Consider the following 16,776-nt stretch of genomic DNA (forward strand, 5'->3'; position numbering starts at 1 on the left):
TCCACCTGTAAATCCGACTTTTCCATCAATAACTGTTATTTTTCTATGATCACGATTGTTCAAAAACAGATTTAAACCTGGCATAAACGGATTGAATACACGGCAATGAATTCCTATTGTCTCCATTTTTTTCACAAAATCTGTGTTAATAAAGCCTATAGAACCCATGTCATCGTAGAATACTCTAACTTCCACACCTGCTTTTACTCGCTCTTCCAGAACATCTTGAATCTTATGCCATGCTTCAGCGTCTTCTATCGCATGATATTCCATAAAAATAAACTTTTGTGCTTTCTCCAAATCCTTAAGCTGTGCCTCTAATCCTTTCACTGCTTCATCAAAATACACAATATCCGTATTCTGATAGATTGGATACTGCGAATTTCTTTGTATGTAACTTGCTATATTTCCTGCTTTCGGAATTGTTTCTTTTATTCTGCTCAAACACTCCTGACTGTCCGGAAGCATTGGTAACAATTTGCTATCAATTTCTGCATACCGCTCACGCATTTTATGTGTGCCACCATTCAAACCAATCAACAAATACAGGCCTACACCCATAATTGGGAAAATTAGAATTAAGATGACCCAAGGCATTTTCATAGAGGATGTCTTATTTGATGCGTACAATCCCAAAACCAAGATCCCACTCAAAATCCTTGTAAATAAATTTATGACTTCTGCATATTCATTCAAGCGTGTTACGATAGTAATAATAAAAATCACTTCCAGAAGAATGCAGATTATGGAAAAACACAGCCGTTTTACCCCATTTTTTGTTTTTGCTTTGCCCTCTAAAGTATCTTGTTTCATATATATTCCGCCTTCCTACTTGCTCAGTTTTCTCCCTAAATTTCGTGGAACATACCAATTTTGTCTTTTATTCTCTGCATTTCATTACACCGGACTGGATAAGTTTGGTGCGGATGTCCTCATACAGTGAAATAATTTGATACTTACAAGTATATTCCAAATAGTCAGAATTGCAATAGGTACGCAGATCACCTCGAAAGTCCGGTCACATCTGCGAAATAGTATAAAAGTCAGTATGCTTCATCCGGTTCGGTAGGTGCTGCGGTAATATCGCGGTAGAAAGTGGCCCATGCAGCTTCCTCATAGGGGCGTACAAAAAAGAAGCCAATGCTCAATGGAATTGTCAGCAGAAGAAAAAGAGAAATCGCCATAGCCTCTGAACCGGTGAAATATTTGAGAACCAGAAAACCCCCGGCATACAGTGGCAACGAGCAGAGCAGCTCCCAGCCAATGAAGCTAAAATCCAGACAGAACAGCCGCCATTTGTTGCCATTCATGATTCGCCGGGATTCTGTGATCGCTTCATTTGCGGTCAGCGAAGGATGTTCGGACATGATGTAAGGTGTCATCGCATAGCTGTATGTTTTCACGATTCCCGGAATCACCAACAGCAGCGACCAGAGGGCGATGTACAGACCCTGCAGGAATTTCATGCAGAAGCCATCCCACAGACGGTCTTTCTGAGAGAACAAGTCCGAGATGGCAGCATCCTTTCCATCTACAAGGTTCAGATTAAAATGAGCATATCCCAGTTGAACTGCACCGCCCACGATCAATTGGAGGATTGCCCACAGACCAATGCCGACAAGCAAAACAGCAAGCAGCCGACCGCCGTTTGGCTGGGCGAACAGGTTAAAATGAATGTCCTTTGCCTGATTGGAATTGGAAACGACACTGTTGGAACTGCTCACAATGGTAGCACCGAGCGCACTGGCGGCAATACCTGTCAGAACAGCAGTTTTCCATTTTCCGCGCAGAGCATCGCGGGCGAGCATACGATAGTCAGCAGATATTTTCATAAAAGCAACCTCCTATCTGAAAATGGCAAGTATGTGTGAAAAGGAATATGATATGCTACTTTAATTTAGATACGTTTGAAACGCTGAAAAAAATGCAGCATGAATGAAAAAGAGGCTGTTACACCGGTTATATCCTTGTGCAACAGCCCCTTTCCTTTACTTCAGCAGCTTGTCCAGTTCATCATAAACGGATTTGACGTTCGTGCCGACAATGACCTGACAGGCGTTCTTCCCCGGACGGATGATGCCTGTTGCGCCTGCCGCTTTTACAGCCTGCTCATTGACCTGACGGTAGTCCTTGACCTCAAAGCGCAGGCGGGTAGTGCAGTAGCTGGCGCTTACTATATCACGCCGCCAGCTTGTGCTGCATTTGCAGTGGAACAGACCAATGAACTGCTGCTTCATTTTACGTCCGCAGTTCGGACAGATCCGTTTGCTGGCTCCCATAAAAGTTTACTGGAGCTTGGCGATAATTTCATCGGCGGACATACCGCTGGCAAGTAGCTTTTTCAATACGGATTCCGCTTCGGCCTTTTTGGATTCTTCTGCGGCCTTTTTTTCGGCTGCAACCTTTTTTGCCTCTGCTTTAGAAAGTTCCTTTACTGCAACCTTCAGCGCAGATTTTTTGCTTTTCAACTGCTCTTTCAGTACGCTGATGTTGTCAGACAGCGCAGCAATCTCAGTTTCAATTTGTTCCTTGGCAGTAGTCTTTTCAGCAATAATAGCCGCATAGTCAACATTTGTTTTCTTGGTACGCACTGCATTCTTGCTTCCTTTTGGTCTAGCCATAATAGTCCCTCCACCTAGTATTGGAATTTACTAATATAAGTATATTCTTTCTGCCTCGAAATGGCAATACTTCCTTAGACAACAAGAGCAGAGCTTTTGCGAGGCCCCGCTCTTATTGCTGCCGTTAAGCAGAAAATGAAGGAGATCTATCTTTCAAAACCGCCTGCGGACTGCTGCAGCGATGGGGAGCCACAACAAACCCATCAGACAGGCTTTGGAAGAAGCAAATAGGGATGTGAGAAATGCACTGTCACAGGTTGATGCCGATTCCAAGGATCACGAATAGGATCGCCAGACAGATGCAGCTTAACATTTATCTGGAGATGGCCCAAGGATAAAATAGAAGCAGTATTAAAGCCGCTCACCGTGCAGGTTTCCAGCATGGTGAGCGGCTTTTTACTATAAGTATGAGGAATCAAAGAAGTCTTTTAAGGTGATTCCCAAGCCAAGACAGATTCTTTCGATGGTTTCTACGCTTAGCTGACCTCCCCGACGGGCAGTTGTTTGAATCGTGGAATACGATATTCCGCATTTCTTTGCCAACACACACAGATTCATATCACGCTCTTGCATCAAATCCTGAACACGTTTGATCGTATCCACGAAAATCCCTCCCATCTTTTTAGTTCAAAACTTTTCCAACGATCTCAAATCTTTGCTCTGGAGATATAAGGATTGGCGAATATTTGGTGTTAAGAGAAACCAAAACCGGTTGGTTATGCACCACGCCATAGCTGTCGGTAAGGAATTCTGCTTGGGTTTTATCCGGGGTATGTTCATCGTATTTTTTCAGATATCCACAGTCATCATATACGAATATCCCGATATCCCCGCATTCAAGTTCTTCGCAGCGCTTTACCCATACGATTTGTCCGCTATGATAACGTGGCTCCATACTATCACCGCTAACGTATATCCCGAACTCGGCACCAGCCGGAACGCTACTGGCAGGCACTTGTATCTGCTGGAACATTTCACCCTCAAGAAAAGCTCCTAGACCTGCCGATACTGGCAACTCTGATACAGGCATCATTATGTAGTCGATTTCCGCGGGCTCTTCTGCGTCTGGCTGGTAGCGCCGGGATGCAATCAAGTCCATTTCGTACTCAGCGACTTTTTTTTGCCCGATGTCATTTAGAAGGGCGGGTTTCTGGAAGTTCTTTGTAAAGTAGGAAGGACCCTCCTTGATGTTCAATGCGTAGCAGATTGCAACTAGTTGGTAGATGCTAGGAGTGGTATAGCCTTTTTCCCATTTGCTGATTCCTTTATCACTGACATCGACGCCATAGTGACGGAGAAGTTCAGAGAAAGTTACAAGTGAATAGCCATTCCTTTTTCGTGTGCCTGCGAGAATCTGACCAACCTCATTGCTATCCCTCGCAGCGACTGCATCATAGCGCACTGTGGATGGGGCTATGTGCATTTTGGTGAGCGTGGTTTTCTTTTTCATAACAAGAACACTCCTTTGTGATCCGGTAGCTCTATTATAGTATAGAAAATACAGGAAATCAATAAGAAGTCTCTAAAATAGCGACAAATGCGTAATTGACATCTCCATAAAGTAGGTGTATAATCGAATCAAATCCACGAATAACAGCTTTTTGGTGTTAACACTGCGCCGAAAATGTGCTTGTTTGGTGTTTTCTCTGAGAGGTGATATTATGAAAAAAGAAAATGTAAGATGCCCAATGTGCGGAACCATGAATTATGATGTGGATCTTGATGCAACCGACGGCTGGACAAAATGCCGTCTGTGCAAAGCAGTAACCTGCTCTATGGATGAGTGGAAAAAGCATACAGTGTCCGTTCCTCTGTTAAACGAAAAACAGTTCGTGGCACGCAGTATGACTCGCAAGTAATGCACGCTGCATTCTGATAAATCTGCAAAAAGGAGGATTTCTGATGTGTGGTGATTACAACCTTCGCCGTGAGAAAAGATACGTCGAAGTGGATGTTCGTTTTACTCCTGACGGCAAGATCCGTCCTCTTGCCATAAACTACGACAAGACTCGCACTTATGGAATTGATCGTGTCTTGGCAGTCAAGCACGGTACATCACGTTTTGGCGTGAAAGGGCATTGCTTCACCTGCCTGATTTGCGGGCAGAAGCGGAATCTTTGGCTTGAAAAGGGCAAGTGGTTCGTGGAAGCCTACTGTGCCACATCAGAAGGTAGGGCTTCATAATGGCAAGATACTTATCGCGTGCAGAACTTTCGTGCATAGCAGGCAAATATATTGAAATGTACTATGCACTCTTCGGAATAAGCAAAAATGACCCCGCTCCTATTAACCCAGAGCAGTTTGCAAATTCTGTTCTTGGACTGAACCTGAAGATGTTGCCGCTGTGTAGCGATGGTCACATCCTTGGATTAACGGTTTTCCAGAGATGTAGCTTCACAGCAACCCTTGAGGATGGAACAAAGCTTGTTGAAGTATTTATGCCGAGGGATATCGTAATCGATTCTGCTCTTGCGGCAGACAGATGCACTGGATGCCGGAATTTCACAATAGCGCATGAAGCAGCACATCAGATTTTGGCTGATCTGTTTCCGAACGACTACGGAAAAGCAGTCAAGTGCCGTGGGCACATTGCCTATCGGGAGAGAAACGGAAAGCCCTCGTGGGAAGAATGGCAGGCGGATACCCTTGCAGCAGAGCTGCTGATGCCAACATTTCTGATCAATGCCGAAATAGAACGTGTAGCGTTGACTCTGCCAAATGGGATTCTATACAAATCAGTGTCTGACCCTAACTATGAAAAAATTTTGGAGATGGCTCGACGGATTGGGGTTTCTTGGTCTGCAATCAGGATCAGACTGCAGCAGATGCAGGTTATAAAAGGCAAACCCATCCACTGCCATCCATTGGACATCATGCGATTTGGAGAATGAATATGATTCAGTTAAAGAACCGTCCCTTTGCCGGTAAAGCACCGACTACTACACAGCAGGCAGAATTTAGCATAGGCTGGAGATTTTGCCCTGTTTGTGGAAATAAGTTATACCAAAAAATCGAGGGGTGTTCAGGTATACTACAAGTGAAGTGCAATAGATGCAAAGAAACCCTGAGACTTGATCTGGCATTTAGATGCCGGTGATTTTCCAGTCATTTTAACAAATACGGGTGCATTGCACCCTGAATATGGACTGTTCGCTCCGAGCAACGGGCCATTGCCGCAAGGCAATGTATGAAACGTGCTCCAAATAGCCGGGCAACAGCTGATTGAGAGATTTTCTTTGAAGATCCCTCAGTTGGTTGTTGTCCGGCTATTTTTTTAGCCTTCAGGAAGCCTGCTCCCGTAAAAAGGAGCAGGCTTTATGTTTGTCCGTTTTTCGTGGATGCCCCAAGCGGCTAGATATCCGTAGCAACTCCGAGTTTTCGAATTCTCACGCTTTATCGAAAATTTGGAGGTCACACATGAGTTTTGATCCGAATGCTATTGGTAACCGTATTTTTACTTTGCGTACAAATGCGAAGTTATCGCAGGAAAAACTTGCTGAAAAACTTGGTGTTTCCCATCGCCACCTCGGCGATCTTGAAAGGGGAAGCTCCAATAGCTCTGTAAAAATCCTGATCGATATTGCAGAATACTTCCATGTCAGTATGGATTATCTTCTTTTGGGCCGAGATCCTTCTAGGGATCAGTTTCAAAATGAACTGCAAGCCGCTATAGATCATCTTGAAAAAATCAAAGGTCTTTTATAATCACTTCAACAAGAAACGCTCCTGCCGGTTTTACACCGACAAGAGCGTTTCTTGTGTTATTCAAAAATATCGGCAAGGGTAAGCAGCTGTACTTCTCCGCGTTCCTGTGCCTGAAGCAGGCCGTCCGTAAATCCGCCTTTCGAGAAAATGTAGTAGTGGTAGTTTGTTCCTTTCCCAAAGACTGCTGCATATTCCCGAATCAGTTCCAGTTCGTCCAAACCGATTTTTTCATTGCGATATTTGCAGGAGCCGATGATATAGTCATTGCCCTCAACCGGCCTACCGACAATATCGATTTGTATCTGCTTCTTTTTTTGAGGGTCGGTTCCCCACCACTGCCCAATCTCACTCAACTCGATAGGAAGATCATTCGCATAATAGAGCAAGTAGTCTTGGCACATCTTCTCAAAAATCAGACCCATATAGTCTGGAAAATACTGCTTCACCGCATGGGGGTAGGTCTTTGCGATCCGCCCCGAATCAATGGCACTTGCATTGACCGGCACAAAACGGTACCAAAAACGAAAAAAATTGTCTGCCAGAAGATAGATCGTTTTTTTGCCCGGTTTCTCAGTGATCGGCGTTTCCTTTTTGACGATTCCAAGGTCTATCAACGTTTTGAGGTACTTCGCCACCACAGAGTTTTCTTCACCAACTTTCGTGGTGATATCATTCAGGCGAGAAGCCCCCTCTGCAATTGCCTTGATGATTGCATTATAAATTGCCGGCTCACGCAGCTCCTGCTTTAACAGGTTGGCCGGTTCCTCATAGAGGTAGCTGGAACGGTCAAACAAGTTTTCCATCAGTGCTTCATCTACGCTGTCCCGAACATCCAATTTGTTGATATAATGCGGAACGCCGCCTGTGATGCCATAAATCAGGGCGTTATCTTCCTCGGACAGATTCGGATGGAACACCGCTGTTTCCTTGTAATCCAGCGGCATGATCTTGAATTGCGCTGTTCTGCGCCCATACAGAGGGCTTTCTTTGCCCAAAACCTGACTTTCCATAAAACTCATGGACGAGCCACACAGGATCAGGTACATTTGGGAATCTGTCCATTTATGGTCGATGATGTGCTGAAGCATTGCGGAAATAGCGGGTTTAGCCTTTGCAAGATAAGGATACTCATCAATTACAAATACGATCCGCTGCTCCTTGGAGAGAGCTGTCAGTTCGTCCAATGCTGCATCGTAGGTTGTAAATTCCGGAGATGATTCTGCATTGGGTCGTTCAAAACTCATGATTGCCTTGGACAAGGCTTCCAGATTTTCTTTTCCGGTCGTATTCAAGGCAGAGAAGAAAATGGTCGGTTTATCCTTGCAGAATTCATTGATCAGCGCAGTTTTTCCAACACGGCGTCTGCCGTAAATGACAACGCATTCAAACTTTCCATTCTCATATCGTTTGTTTAACTTCCGAAGTTCCTCATCGCGGCAGTAAAATCGGCTCATTTTGTTCCCTCCCCAAAGTGTATTTATCGAATTTATATACTCGTAAGTTAGTTTCTTACGAGTATAATACTTCATTTCTTACATAAAGTCAAGAAATATATTTTTGACGGTTCATCGAGAAACAGGAACGATACTTCCTATTTTCCTCAAAAATTGTGAACTCTGAGTTCCTGTTCATTTCGTTCCGCATCGGTTACAATACAGCCATAGCTTCGGAAAGCGTTCAAAGCAGCCCTCAAGCTATCCCGCCCCTTGAAAATTGAACACGCATTCTTCAGTCACGTTCCTGTGATGATGAGCCACGTCCGTAACAAATGCGATGATCTCCCACTGAGGGAATGAGCGGTAGGTTGACGGTAAATGGATGACAGCTTCTCCATAGCTATGATCCATCACAGAATAATGATACTTCTGCCTTCGGGCAGCTCGGTGAGAACCACGGAGAGGTGAGAACCCTATGGATTCGGTACGCTGCCGGACGGCTGAAAGTTTTCCCACACGAAAACTGAGTTTTCGTTTTCCGGGGATGTCGGGGACAAATACGGAAAGGTATAGAACTATAAATCACAGCAATTTGCTGTTTGAGATAGTAGGGTGGGCTGTGCGAGCAGTCCACTGTTACATATACGGATAGAAAGGAGAAATCCAAATTGGCCACACGAGGTAAAAAAGAGAAAGAGTATCCGCCTATGCCCGCAAACTGGATGTACAAGCGCGGGGATGTCTACATGATGGACTTGAACCCTTACAGCGGTTCCGAGCAAGGCGGTGTCCGACCTGCCATCGTTGTCCAGAACGATGATGGTAATTTTTACTCCAATGTTCTTCTGGTCGTTCCGCTGACAACACAGATCAAAAAGCGAAATATGCCGACGCATTTTATTTATGCCACCTTGCCCAAATACACTGCAAAGAAGCGTGATATCTGGACTGCCGAGACCCTGTTCCATGCCTTAGAAGTCTGTGATGATCCACGGCTCCGGCTTTGCATCAACCTCTCCTTCTCTTGTTCCCTGCGCTTAGGGGAATTGCTCGGTCTGACATGGGATTGTGTGGATATCTCCCCCGAAAGCATTGAAGCCGGGCGAGCCTCCATTTACATAAATAAGGAATTGCAGCGTGTAGATATTGCTTCGCTGAACGCCTTGGAAAATAAAAATGTCATCACTCGTTTTCCCTCGCTGAGTTCCCGCTGCACCACGGTCCAGGTTCTGAAAAGCCCTAAAACAGACAGCAGTATCCGAAGCATTTTTCTCCCCAAAACAGTTGCTGAAATGCTTGTCCACTATAAAGCCGAGCAGGACATGACAAAGGACGCACTGGGTGCAGAGTATGCAGACTATAATCTCGTGGTTGCCGGCCCGCTAGGAATGCCGACCGAACAATCCACCATTAACGGTGCATTGAAGCAGCTGATTGAGGAAAACGATCTCCCAAAAGTGGTTTTCCACAGCTTCCGACACTCCAGCATTACATACAAGCTCAAACTGAACGGCGGCGATATCAAAGCCGTGCAGGGCGATTCCGGTCATGCACAGGCTTCGATGGTCACCGAGCAGTACGCACACATTCTGGATGATGATCGGCGTTTGAACGCACAACGATTCGACGATTTCTTCTATCAGCATCATGGTGCAGAGCCTGAAGCCCTCCCTCGCGCAGAGCAATCCACTCCCAAAGCCAGTCCAGTCGATACAGATGCGGCAGCAGCTCTTGCTAAACTGCTGGCTGACCCCTCTATGGCTACACTCATTAAAAATCTTGCAAAGAACCTATAAGCCTCTATACATAAACAGCGGCAGTTTTCCGTATATGGAAAACTGCCGCTATCTGTTTTAGGATGATCCCGTTTCTTTGTGTTTTTTCGCCTTAGCTTCCTCTATGTCCATCTTCAGCTGATGTGTAAGCTGTTTTACATAATCGAGTGAAACTTCATAGCCTTCTGCGATTTTTTCTGCCGGCATCCCATCAAGGATACGGGAGATCACAATGTTCTGAGTGGCTTGTTTTCTCGACTCTGCAATCATTTCCTCAATAGAGGGGCAATGTTTATTATGCATCCAATTCAAGTAATCCAAGCGTTCAGCTTCTATCCGCGATAGAAGCCTGACTGCATAGAAATTGTCATCTACCTCGAAGCGAACTTCCTCTCCGGGTTTGACTTCAAGTTTTTCCAGAACCGCATCTGGGAGTTTTACAGTTCCATCTTCACCGACTACAATATTAAATTTCTTTTCCATCGCACACTCCTAAAATCACGCAAAGTTCCTTGCATCCAGTGCCTTTACTCCCGTAAGAATACCATAAGCCCCTTCCTTTTACAAGACAATGCGCATTTCCATTCGCACTGTTACATAGACCAGAGTTTTCTCGCAGAAAGCTCTGGTCTTTTTCTATTGAAAACATTTGTCCATCACACCAGCTACGGCTGTATGGTCTGGTTCACGAATGCTAAACAAGCAAATATCCGTAGGGAAACGTACACTTCCCAGCTAATGAAAGGTGGGCATTTTACAATGAACCTTCCACTTTTCATTAGCTCTGCTAATTTTCTGCTAATGAAAAGCCTTTTACTCGTTTTATTTCGGGGTTTGTGTTCTTTACTCAGATTGACAGCGCAACAAAAAATCAATTGATAAAACGTTACTTGTTTTACCTACTTTTGCCTAGGATTTATGGCTTCAGCCCCTACTCCTAAGAATTCGGTCAACCTGATACCTTGGGTGCAGAAGTGATTGCTCTAATCAAAAGCAAGACTGGGGATCGAGATTTTCCCAACAAATTTTGATGCAACAAGTTTAACACCGTTTCGGTTGCAACGCAGTCGGTCACTTCGGTGTGAAAATCATTCTGCACATTCGTTTCCAAGCGCGTTGGATTTCAAAAAATCAACGATAATACATAATATGCCTCAGTAGCTTAGCTGGATAAAGCGCCTCCCTCCTAAGGAGGAGACCGCAGGTTCGAATCCTGTCTGGGGTATCCCTTTAAGAAAATGCGAAGGTCATTTTTCCATGTGAAAGACGATCTTCGCATTTTTCATTTTGAACCTATCACCAAAATTAGACAGCTAATGCCATTAGCAGAATTTTCAGTTCCAGCTAATAAAATCAGGCTTCCAGCTAATGAAGCCCCATAAAGCACCTTTTGAGCTCTGTTTTCCCGCTCTCTGCTAAAATTGGTAGCCGCTTTCCTGTAAATCCATGTAAATACAAGATAATTTGTGTAAATCTATTTTCCACATTCCCGCCCAAAACCGTGCAAAACACTTTTCTCCATACATAGCGCGTTCACTCGCTGTTCTCTCGGAACAGAAAGAGGAACGCGCTTTTTTGTTTTCGGGCTGAACTTCCCGAATCCATCAAAGGAGGGTTTACCAATGAAAAAAGTTCTGACCGTCACGATGGACGGTATCCGCTACCACGCTTCCCGCCCGGCAGATTGCCGACACTGCTTCTTCTGGAAGAACCGAAAGAAGGGCTGCGTTCTTGGCAAAGAGAACTGCTACTATCTGATTGAACCGCCCAAAGGCCCCAGCAAGTGCGAAGGGTGCCCCTACAAGCGGGCAAAGCCCTGTGTGCTGATCCCCTGCTACAAAGACCTGATGGCACCGCTGGAGAAACGAGGTGATGCCAAGTGAGCCACAAGCGAAACGAAGCTCTGCGCCATGTTCAGCACTCCATGCACCATGTGATCGCCGCTGGCGAAGGTTCCGACCGTGCCCCGGACAGCTGCAAGCTGTGCCCGTACTATCGACCCGATTTCAAGTTCCGCACCTGCCTGTATGCCCACTGCCCTTATAAGAAGCAGGTCAATGTATTCCGTTCCACACCTGAAAAATGGGATATTCTCTATGCCCGAAAGAAAGCCGACAAGAACCGCAGACCTTGATTACTTCTATGGGCGGTCCAGCGAGCTGTTCTCCTTCTACCGGATTCCCAAGCTGTTGTTTCAGGATAGCCGTTTCCAACCGCTTTCCACAGATGCCAAAACGCTGTACGGTATCCTGCTCGACCGCATGAGCCTTTCAGCCCGGAACGGTTGGTTGGACAAGGCTGGGCGGGTGTTCATCATCTATACCGTGCAGGAAGTACAGGATTCACTGGGCTGTGCCGATAAAAAGGCCACCAAGCTGCTGCGAGAACTCGAAAAGTTTGGTTTGATTGAACGAAAACGAAGAGGTCTGGGAAAGCCAAGTTTGGTGTATGTGAAGAACTTTTCGGCAGAATCGTCAAAAATGCCCTACTTGAATCGTGATAATGACGATTCTGGAACCGTCCAGAATACGCTTCAAGACCCGGCCAAACTACGATGTAATAAGACTGAGGGAAATAATACAGAGATAAGCAATACTGATCCTATCTATTCCGATGAAAACGACTGGATGAGCAAACGCACCCAATTGGAAGAATATTTTTCTCAGTCTTTGGAGGTGGAACTCCTGCTCCGGCTCTGCCCGGATGATGAGGACACCATCTACCAAATCGTAGACCTGCTTGTTGATACCTGCTCCACCAAACGCAAGATGTTGCGGATTGCCGGAGACGATAAGCCCGCCGAGGTGGTACGCAGCCGCTTTATGAAGCTGAACGCTGACCATATCCGCTTTGTGCTGAAGTGCCTTGCAGAGAACAGCAGCCCGATTCGAAACATGAAACAATATCTGCTGGCTTCTCTGTACAACGCACCGACTACAATGCAGCTTTCCTATCAAAACCAAACCAACCACGACTTAGCGATGCGGAGGTGATAAAAATTTCAAAGAAAGCAACCACGATTGCCATCGTCAACCAGAAAGGCGGTACCGGCAAGACCACTACCTGTGAAAATCTGGGCATCGGGCTGGCGATGGAGGGCAAAAAGGTCCTGTTGGTGGACGCTGACCCGCAGGGGTCGCTGACCATCAGCATGGGCTGGCAGCAGCCCGATGAACTGCCCACCACCCTTTCCACTCTGATGGCAAAAGCCATGAACGATCAGAGCATTCCGCCCGGTGAAGGCATCCTGCACCATGCAGAGGGCGTTGACCTGATTCCGGCAAACATTGAACTGGCAGGGCTGGAAGTTTCCCTTGTCAACTGCATGAACCGGGAAAAGATGCTGAAACAGGTGCTGGACAGTGCAAAGCACGACTATGATTTCATTCTGCTGGATTGTACCCCTTCCCTTGGGATGCTGACCGTCAATGCACTGGCAGCAGCAGACACCACCCTGATTCCCGTGCAAGCGCAGTACCTTTCCGCAAAAGGTCTGGAACAGCTTTTGCAGACCGTGCAGAAGGTCCGGCGGCAGATCAACCCCAAGCTGAAAATCGAGGGCATCCTGCTGACTATGACCGACAGCCGCACCAACTACGGACAGCAGATTGACAACCTGATTCGAGGTGCTTACGGCAGCAAGATCAAGGTGTTCGACCAGACCATTCCCCGGTCTGTCCGTGCTGCGGAGATCAGCGCCGTAGGCAAGAGCATTTTCCAGCACGACCCCAAAGGCAAGGTGGCAGAAGCCTATAAATCTCTGACCGAGGAGGTGATGGCGAATGCCGAAAGGCAGCTTAAACGTGTCGCTGAAAGGGGCAGATGACATTTTCTCCACGGAAGAATCCCGACAGGAGCAGCAACGAGAGCAGGTGCAACAGATCCCCATTGGAGAGCTGTTCCCTTTCAAGAACCACCCCTTTAAGGTCTTGGATGATGAGTCCATGCAGCGCACGGTGGAAAGCGTGGAGCAGTACGGCGTGCTGTCTCCGCTGATTGCCCGCCCACGCCCGGAAGGTGGCTACGAGATCATCTCCGGGCACCGCCGTCAGCACGCTGCACAGCTTGCCGGGCTGGACACCCTGCCGGTTATTGTCCGTCAAATGGATGATGACGCCGCTGTTTTGCTCATGGTGGACAGCAATCTCCAACGTGAGAACATCTTGCCCAGCGAACGGGCTTTCGCTTACAAGATGAAGCTGGAAGCAATCGAGCGAACTGTTGGACGACCCAAAAATGTGGGACAAGTTGTCCCAGATTATTTCGGGAAACGCAGTACAGAGATTGTTGCTGAAGGAACAGGCGAAAGTTATAAGCAAGTCCAGCGTTTTATCCGCCTGACCAACCTCATCCCGGAACTGCTGGATATGGTAGACGAAAAGAAAATTGCTTTTAATCCCGCTGTGGAGTTGTCCTATCTGGACGAAAGCCAACAGCGGGATTTTTTAGAAGCGATGCAAGACACCCAGAATGCTCCATCCCTTTCCCAAGCGCAACGGCTCAAAAAGCTGGCACAGGAAGGGCACTTCTCGTATGATGTTGCCTTTGCTGTCATGGGAGAAGAAAAAAAGGACGAACTGGACAAAGTGGTCATCAAAAACGACACCCTGCGGAAGTATTTCCCGCGCAGCTTCACCCCGAAACAGATGGAGGACACTATCATCAAGCTGCTGGATCAGTGGCAACGCAAACAGCAGCGGCAGAATGAACGCTAACACACATTTTGAATGTAAGACCCAACCGGGTCTTTCTTTTTTGCAAAAATTAGGAGAAAAAGCACTATGAACACTACCATTGATCTCAAGACCGCAAAGACCATCGAAGCTATGAACCAGAAAATCAACCACATGGACAATGCTGTGACCGACTTCTTCAATAAGATGAGCCATGTGCTGGAGCGGCAGCTCGGTGATGATGAAGTTTACGCCGCCGTGATTGCCCCGGAGATCGAACTGACTATCACTCCGCTGGCGAACGTTCGCAGTTACCTGCCTTGCTTCGATGAAGCAGATTCCTGCTACAGCATCAGCGACGATGTGCCGCTGGCTCTCTGTTACGACCCTCGTCAGGTCATCACACTGGCTGGCAAGCGGTATCTGTCCGGTGCCGTTGTCTTTGTTCGCTACGATACCAATGGCAGCTTTGTTGCCCTTACCACCAGTGACCTGTATCTGATCCAGTGCTATCTGGCCGAGAACAGCGTCCCTCTTATGGCTGACCACGAGAAGATGGTCTGCATCTGCATTGACTGAGAGGTGCAGCATGGATACCGAAATGACCTGCTATGAGAGTTTCGCAGAAGTCACGGAGGGCTTTTACTGTTCCGCCGTTGATGTTTTGAAGATTCTGGTTCTCCGTCTGCACGACTACCATGCTCGTTGCTTCCATTCTCTGCGGGATGCTCTGTACGACTATTTTTCTACCGATGTCGCACCGCATACTCATGCCAATGTTTCCACTAAGCATACCGTCACCGCGTCTAGCGCTCCTCGTCCCCCCTGAGAGGATTCTTCTCACAGTTCAGTCAATGTAGGAGGTTCGCTATGAATTATATTTATTCGTTTATCATTTTTGAAGCTGGTGCCTTTTTCGGCTTCTTTGTGGCAGCTCTGTTGAACGCCGCCCGTGCTGGGCAGGAAATCACTATCAAATTTGAGGAGGAAGATAATGGAACAGAACGAGAACACTCTGTCGGTGCTGAAAATTACACCGGGACAGTATCCGCAGCAGGTCGAGATCGATAATGACCTGAAAGCCTTGCAGCAGGCGGTGGGCGGTTCCATCGGCGCAAGCTACCCTTTTGAAGATCCGGTTGCCATCGTTTATAACGATGACGGCAAGCTTATGGGTCTGCCGCTGAACCGGGCCTTATGGGACGAGGACGGGCTGATGTACGATGTTATTGCCGGAACCTTTCTGGTGGTGGGGCTGGGCGAGGAGGATTTTGTGTCGCTCTCCCCGGAGCTGGCGCAGAAGTACGAAGAACATTTCCATCAGCCCGAAGCTTTTCTCCCTCTGGGACGCCGCCTGATGGTCATTCCGGTTCCGGATGAATCGGTTCAGAATGACGCAGAAAAGGCTGTGAGCAAGCCCCCGGCAGAGCATGACCGTTAAGCTGAGTTTCTCTCAGGGAGGTGGTAACGATGCAGGAAGAAATCGAGCATAAGACGGTCAACTTTGCCATCTCGACCACAAAACTGTCCGCCCGCACCCTGCTGCGCGGGATGCAGTTTCTGCTGCGGCAGTACGACAAGCACGCTTCGCAGGGCAAGCAGTCCATGAAGCGGCTGGTGCGGCAGAACCGTGGCGTGACCAATGTGGAGATTCAGAAAACTGGCATCAAGGACTTTGACCGTTATGCCAAGCGGTATCACATCGACTACTCCATCCAGAAAGACCTGTCCTGCAAGCCGCCCCGGTATCTGGTCTACTTCAAGGCACAGGACACGGATGCCTTGAGCGCAGCGTTCAAGGAATATTCGGCATCGGTGCTGGATAAAACCAAGCGTCCTTCTGTGCTGGCAAAGTTGCATGATCTGGCGCAGTCCGTTGCAAATCTGCCGGACAAAGTGCGGCACAAGCAGGAGGAGCGCGGCCTATGAGCAAAAAGAAGCTTTCCAAGCTGCTGGCGCTCTATCTGCCCTATGTGGTAATTGGCTTGCTGGCCACCAATCTGGGCGAGGCGTGGCGGCTGGCCGTGGGCAAGGAACTGGGCGACAAAATCGTATCGCTGATGGATACGCTCCCGGCTGCATTTTCAAATCCGCTGCCCAGCCTGCACCCAATTGACTTGTTCATTGGTCTGTGCTGCGGCGCTGGAATGCGGCTGGCGGTGTACCTGAAAGGCAAAAACGCCAAGAAGTACCGTCACGGCATGGAGTACGGCTCTGCCCGGTGGGGCGAACCCAAAGATATCGAGCCGTTCATGGCTCCGAAATTTGAGGACAATATCATCCTGACCAAAACAGAACGGCTGATGATGAGCAACCGCCCACCGGACCCCAAGAATGCCCGGAATAAAAACGTGCTTGTGGTGGGCGGCTCCGGCAGCGGCAAGACGCGCTTCTGGCTGAAACCGAATCTTTTACAATGTCATAGTTCATATGTAATTACTGATCCGAAGGGTTACAATAATATAGGACAGAGAAAAAGTCACACGGTAAGACGAAAATCTTCTGCCATGTGGCTTTTTCTGTACCCTATATGAATTTTCCAGAAAGGAGGAAGCCAATGGAAACC

22 protein-coding genes, 1 tRNA gene and 1 pseudogene are annotated in these 16,776 nt (G+C 47.4%); 16 read left to right on the plus strand and 8 right to left on the minus strand.

Annotation, left to right across the window (positions count from 1 at the left end; genetic code table 11):
• The 6 genes from D3F01_RS15245 to D3F01_RS15270 form a co-directional block, all read right to left on the minus strand.
• Window positions 1-813: PLDc N-terminal domain-containing protein (locus D3F01_RS15245; RefSeq protein ID WP_242889522.1), on the minus strand; the 813-nt coding region annotated here is incomplete at its 3' end.
• A gap of 230 nt (window positions 814-1,043) precedes the next feature.
• Window positions 1,044-1,832: a DUF975 family protein gene (locus tag D3F01_RS15250; RefSeq protein ID WP_242889523.1), complete on the minus strand. Its 789-nt coding sequence runs from the start codon at window positions 1,830-1,832 to the stop codon at window positions 1,044-1,046.
• A gap of 156 nt (window positions 1,833-1,988) precedes the next feature.
• Window positions 1,989-2,237, minus strand: a complete 249-nt coding sequence (locus D3F01_RS15255; RefSeq protein ID WP_242889524.1) for a PTS transporter subunit EIIB — start codon at window positions 2,235-2,237, stop codon at window positions 1,989-1,991.
• Between the two features lie 48 nt (window positions 2,238-2,285).
• The gene (locus D3F01_RS15260) at window positions 2,286-2,621 is read right to left on the minus strand and encodes a hypothetical protein (RefSeq protein ID WP_242889525.1); all 336 of its coding nucleotides are present in this window, start codon (window positions 2,619-2,621) and stop codon (window positions 2,286-2,288) included.
• 399 nt (window positions 2,622-3,020) lie between these two features.
• A complete protein-coding gene (locus D3F01_RS15265) occupies window positions 3,021-3,224 on the minus strand; it encodes a helix-turn-helix transcriptional regulator (RefSeq protein WP_223474140.1) in 204 nt (67 codons plus the stop codon).
• 19 nt (window positions 3,225-3,243) lie between these two features.
• Window positions 3,244-4,071 carry a LexA family transcriptional regulator gene (locus tag D3F01_RS15270; protein ID WP_242889526.1) on the minus strand — a complete coding sequence of 276 codons (828 nt, stop codon included), beginning with the start codon at window positions 4,069-4,071 and terminating at the stop codon, window positions 3,244-3,246.
• Between the two features lie 211 nt (window positions 4,072-4,282).
• Here D3F01_RS15270 and D3F01_RS15275 point away from each other — a divergent pair, with 211 nt between their 5' ends.
• The 4 genes from D3F01_RS15275 (at window position 4,283) to D3F01_RS15290 (ending at window position 6,326) form a co-directional block, all read left to right on the plus strand.
• Window positions 4,283-4,480, plus strand: coding sequence for a hypothetical protein (locus tag D3F01_RS15275; protein ID WP_242889527.1), 198 nt, complete (start codon window positions 4,283-4,285; stop codon window positions 4,478-4,480).
• Between the two features lie 43 nt (window positions 4,481-4,523).
• The gene (locus tag D3F01_RS15280; RefSeq protein ID WP_005928337.1) at window positions 4,524-4,805 is read left to right on the plus strand and encodes a hypothetical protein; all 282 of its coding nucleotides are present in this window, start codon (window positions 4,524-4,526) and stop codon (window positions 4,803-4,805) included.
• Window positions 4,805-5,512 carry an ImmA/IrrE family metallo-endopeptidase gene (locus tag D3F01_RS15285; protein ID WP_181573319.1) on the plus strand — a complete coding sequence of 236 codons (708 nt, stop codon included), beginning with the start codon at window positions 4,805-4,807 and terminating at the stop codon, window positions 5,510-5,512. Before D3F01_RS15280 ends, D3F01_RS15285 begins: the two co-directional genes overlap by 1 nt.
• Before the next feature lie 526 nt (window positions 5,513-6,038).
• The gene (locus tag D3F01_RS15290; protein ID WP_242889529.1) at window positions 6,039-6,326 is read left to right on the plus strand and encodes a helix-turn-helix transcriptional regulator; all 288 of its coding nucleotides are present in this window, start codon (window positions 6,039-6,041) and stop codon (window positions 6,324-6,326) included.
• 56 nt (window positions 6,327-6,382) lie between these two features.
• Here D3F01_RS15290 and D3F01_RS15295 read toward each other — a convergent pair whose 3' ends face one another.
• Entirely contained in the window at window positions 6,383-7,780 is a 1,398-nt protein-coding gene (locus tag D3F01_RS15295) for an ATP-binding protein (protein ID WP_154252277.1), read from the minus strand.
• Between the two features lie 650 nt (window positions 7,781-8,430).
• Between D3F01_RS15295 and D3F01_RS15300 the strand changes: the two genes are divergently transcribed.
• The gene (locus D3F01_RS15300; protein WP_242889531.1) at window positions 8,431-9,558 is read left to right on the plus strand and encodes a type II toxin-antitoxin system PemK/MazF family toxin; all 1,128 of its coding nucleotides are present in this window, start codon (window positions 8,431-8,433) and stop codon (window positions 9,556-9,558) included.
• A 57-nt stretch (window positions 9,559-9,615) separates the two neighbouring features.
• On the opposite strand, the gene D3F01_RS15305 is transcribed toward D3F01_RS15300, so the two are convergent.
• On the minus strand, window positions 9,616-10,020 hold the full coding sequence (locus D3F01_RS15305) for an AbrB/MazE/SpoVT family DNA-binding domain-containing protein (protein WP_015536742.1): 405 nt from the start codon (window positions 10,018-10,020) through the stop codon (window positions 9,616-9,618).
• 668 nt (window positions 10,021-10,688) lie between these two features.
• On the opposite strand from D3F01_RS15305, the gene D3F01_RS15310 reads away from it, so the two are divergent.
• From D3F01_RS15310 to D3F01_RS15360, 11 genes and pseudogenes are all read left to right on the plus strand, one after another.
• Window positions 10,689-10,762: transfer RNA gene (locus tag D3F01_RS15310), tRNA-Arg, on the plus strand.
• A 397-nt stretch (window positions 10,763-11,159) separates the two neighbouring features.
• Entirely contained in the window at window positions 11,160-11,420 is a 261-nt protein-coding gene (locus D3F01_RS15315; protein ID WP_097770934.1) for a hypothetical protein, read from the plus strand.
• Window positions 11,417-11,671 carry a hypothetical protein gene (locus tag D3F01_RS15320; protein ID WP_005924919.1) on the plus strand — a complete coding sequence of 85 codons (255 nt, stop codon included), beginning with the start codon at window positions 11,417-11,419 and terminating at the stop codon, window positions 11,669-11,671. The genes D3F01_RS15315 and D3F01_RS15320 overlap by 4 nt, the downstream gene beginning before the upstream one ends.
• Window positions 11,634-12,530, plus strand: a complete 897-nt coding sequence (locus D3F01_RS15325; RefSeq protein ID WP_242889533.1) for a DUF6017 domain-containing protein — start codon at window positions 11,634-11,636, stop codon at window positions 12,528-12,530. Before D3F01_RS15320 ends, D3F01_RS15325 begins: the two co-directional genes overlap by 38 nt.
• Window positions 12,530-13,363 carry a ParA family protein gene (locus D3F01_RS15330; RefSeq protein ID WP_097770932.1) on the plus strand — a complete coding sequence of 278 codons (834 nt, stop codon included), beginning with the start codon at window positions 12,530-12,532 and terminating at the stop codon, window positions 13,361-13,363. Before D3F01_RS15325 ends, D3F01_RS15330 begins: the two co-directional genes overlap by 1 nt.
• Window positions 13,320-14,252 carry a ParB/RepB/Spo0J family partition protein gene (locus D3F01_RS15335; protein ID WP_242889535.1) on the plus strand — a complete coding sequence of 311 codons (933 nt, stop codon included), beginning with the start codon at window positions 13,320-13,322 and terminating at the stop codon, window positions 14,250-14,252. Before D3F01_RS15330 ends, D3F01_RS15335 begins: the two co-directional genes overlap by 44 nt.
• A 66-nt stretch (window positions 14,253-14,318) precedes the next feature.
• A complete protein-coding gene (locus tag D3F01_RS15340) occupies window positions 14,319-14,789 on the plus strand; it encodes a hypothetical protein (protein ID WP_242889537.1) in 471 nt (156 codons plus the stop codon).
• A 291-nt stretch (window positions 14,790-15,080) separates the two neighbouring features.
• On the plus strand, window positions 15,081-15,281 hold the full coding sequence (locus D3F01_RS15345) for a hypothetical protein (protein ID WP_242889539.1): 201 nt from the start codon (window positions 15,081-15,083) through the stop codon (window positions 15,279-15,281).
• Window positions 15,205-15,651: a DUF3846 domain-containing protein gene (locus D3F01_RS15350; protein WP_242889540.1), complete on the plus strand. Its 447-nt coding sequence runs from the start codon at window positions 15,205-15,207 to the stop codon at window positions 15,649-15,651. Before D3F01_RS15345 ends, D3F01_RS15350 begins: the two co-directional genes overlap by 77 nt.
• Window positions 15,652-15,680: 29 nt before the next feature.
• Window positions 15,681-16,139: a PcfB family protein gene (locus tag D3F01_RS15355; protein ID WP_156070829.1), complete on the plus strand. Its 459-nt coding sequence runs from the start codon at window positions 15,681-15,683 to the stop codon at window positions 16,137-16,139.
• Window positions 16,136-16,663, plus strand: a pseudogene (locus tag D3F01_RS15360) (type IV secretory system conjugative DNA transfer family protein); the annotation flags it as partial. The gene D3F01_RS15355 and the pseudogene D3F01_RS15360, both read left to right, overlap by 4 nt.
• Between the last annotated feature and the right edge of the window lie 113 nt (window positions 16,664-16,776).

The sequence above is a fragment of the Faecalibacterium sp. BCRC 81149 genome, assembly GCF_022750605.1.
Taxonomy (GTDB): Bacteria; Bacillota; Clostridia; order Oscillospirales; family Ruminococcaceae; genus Faecalibacterium; species Faecalibacterium duncaniae.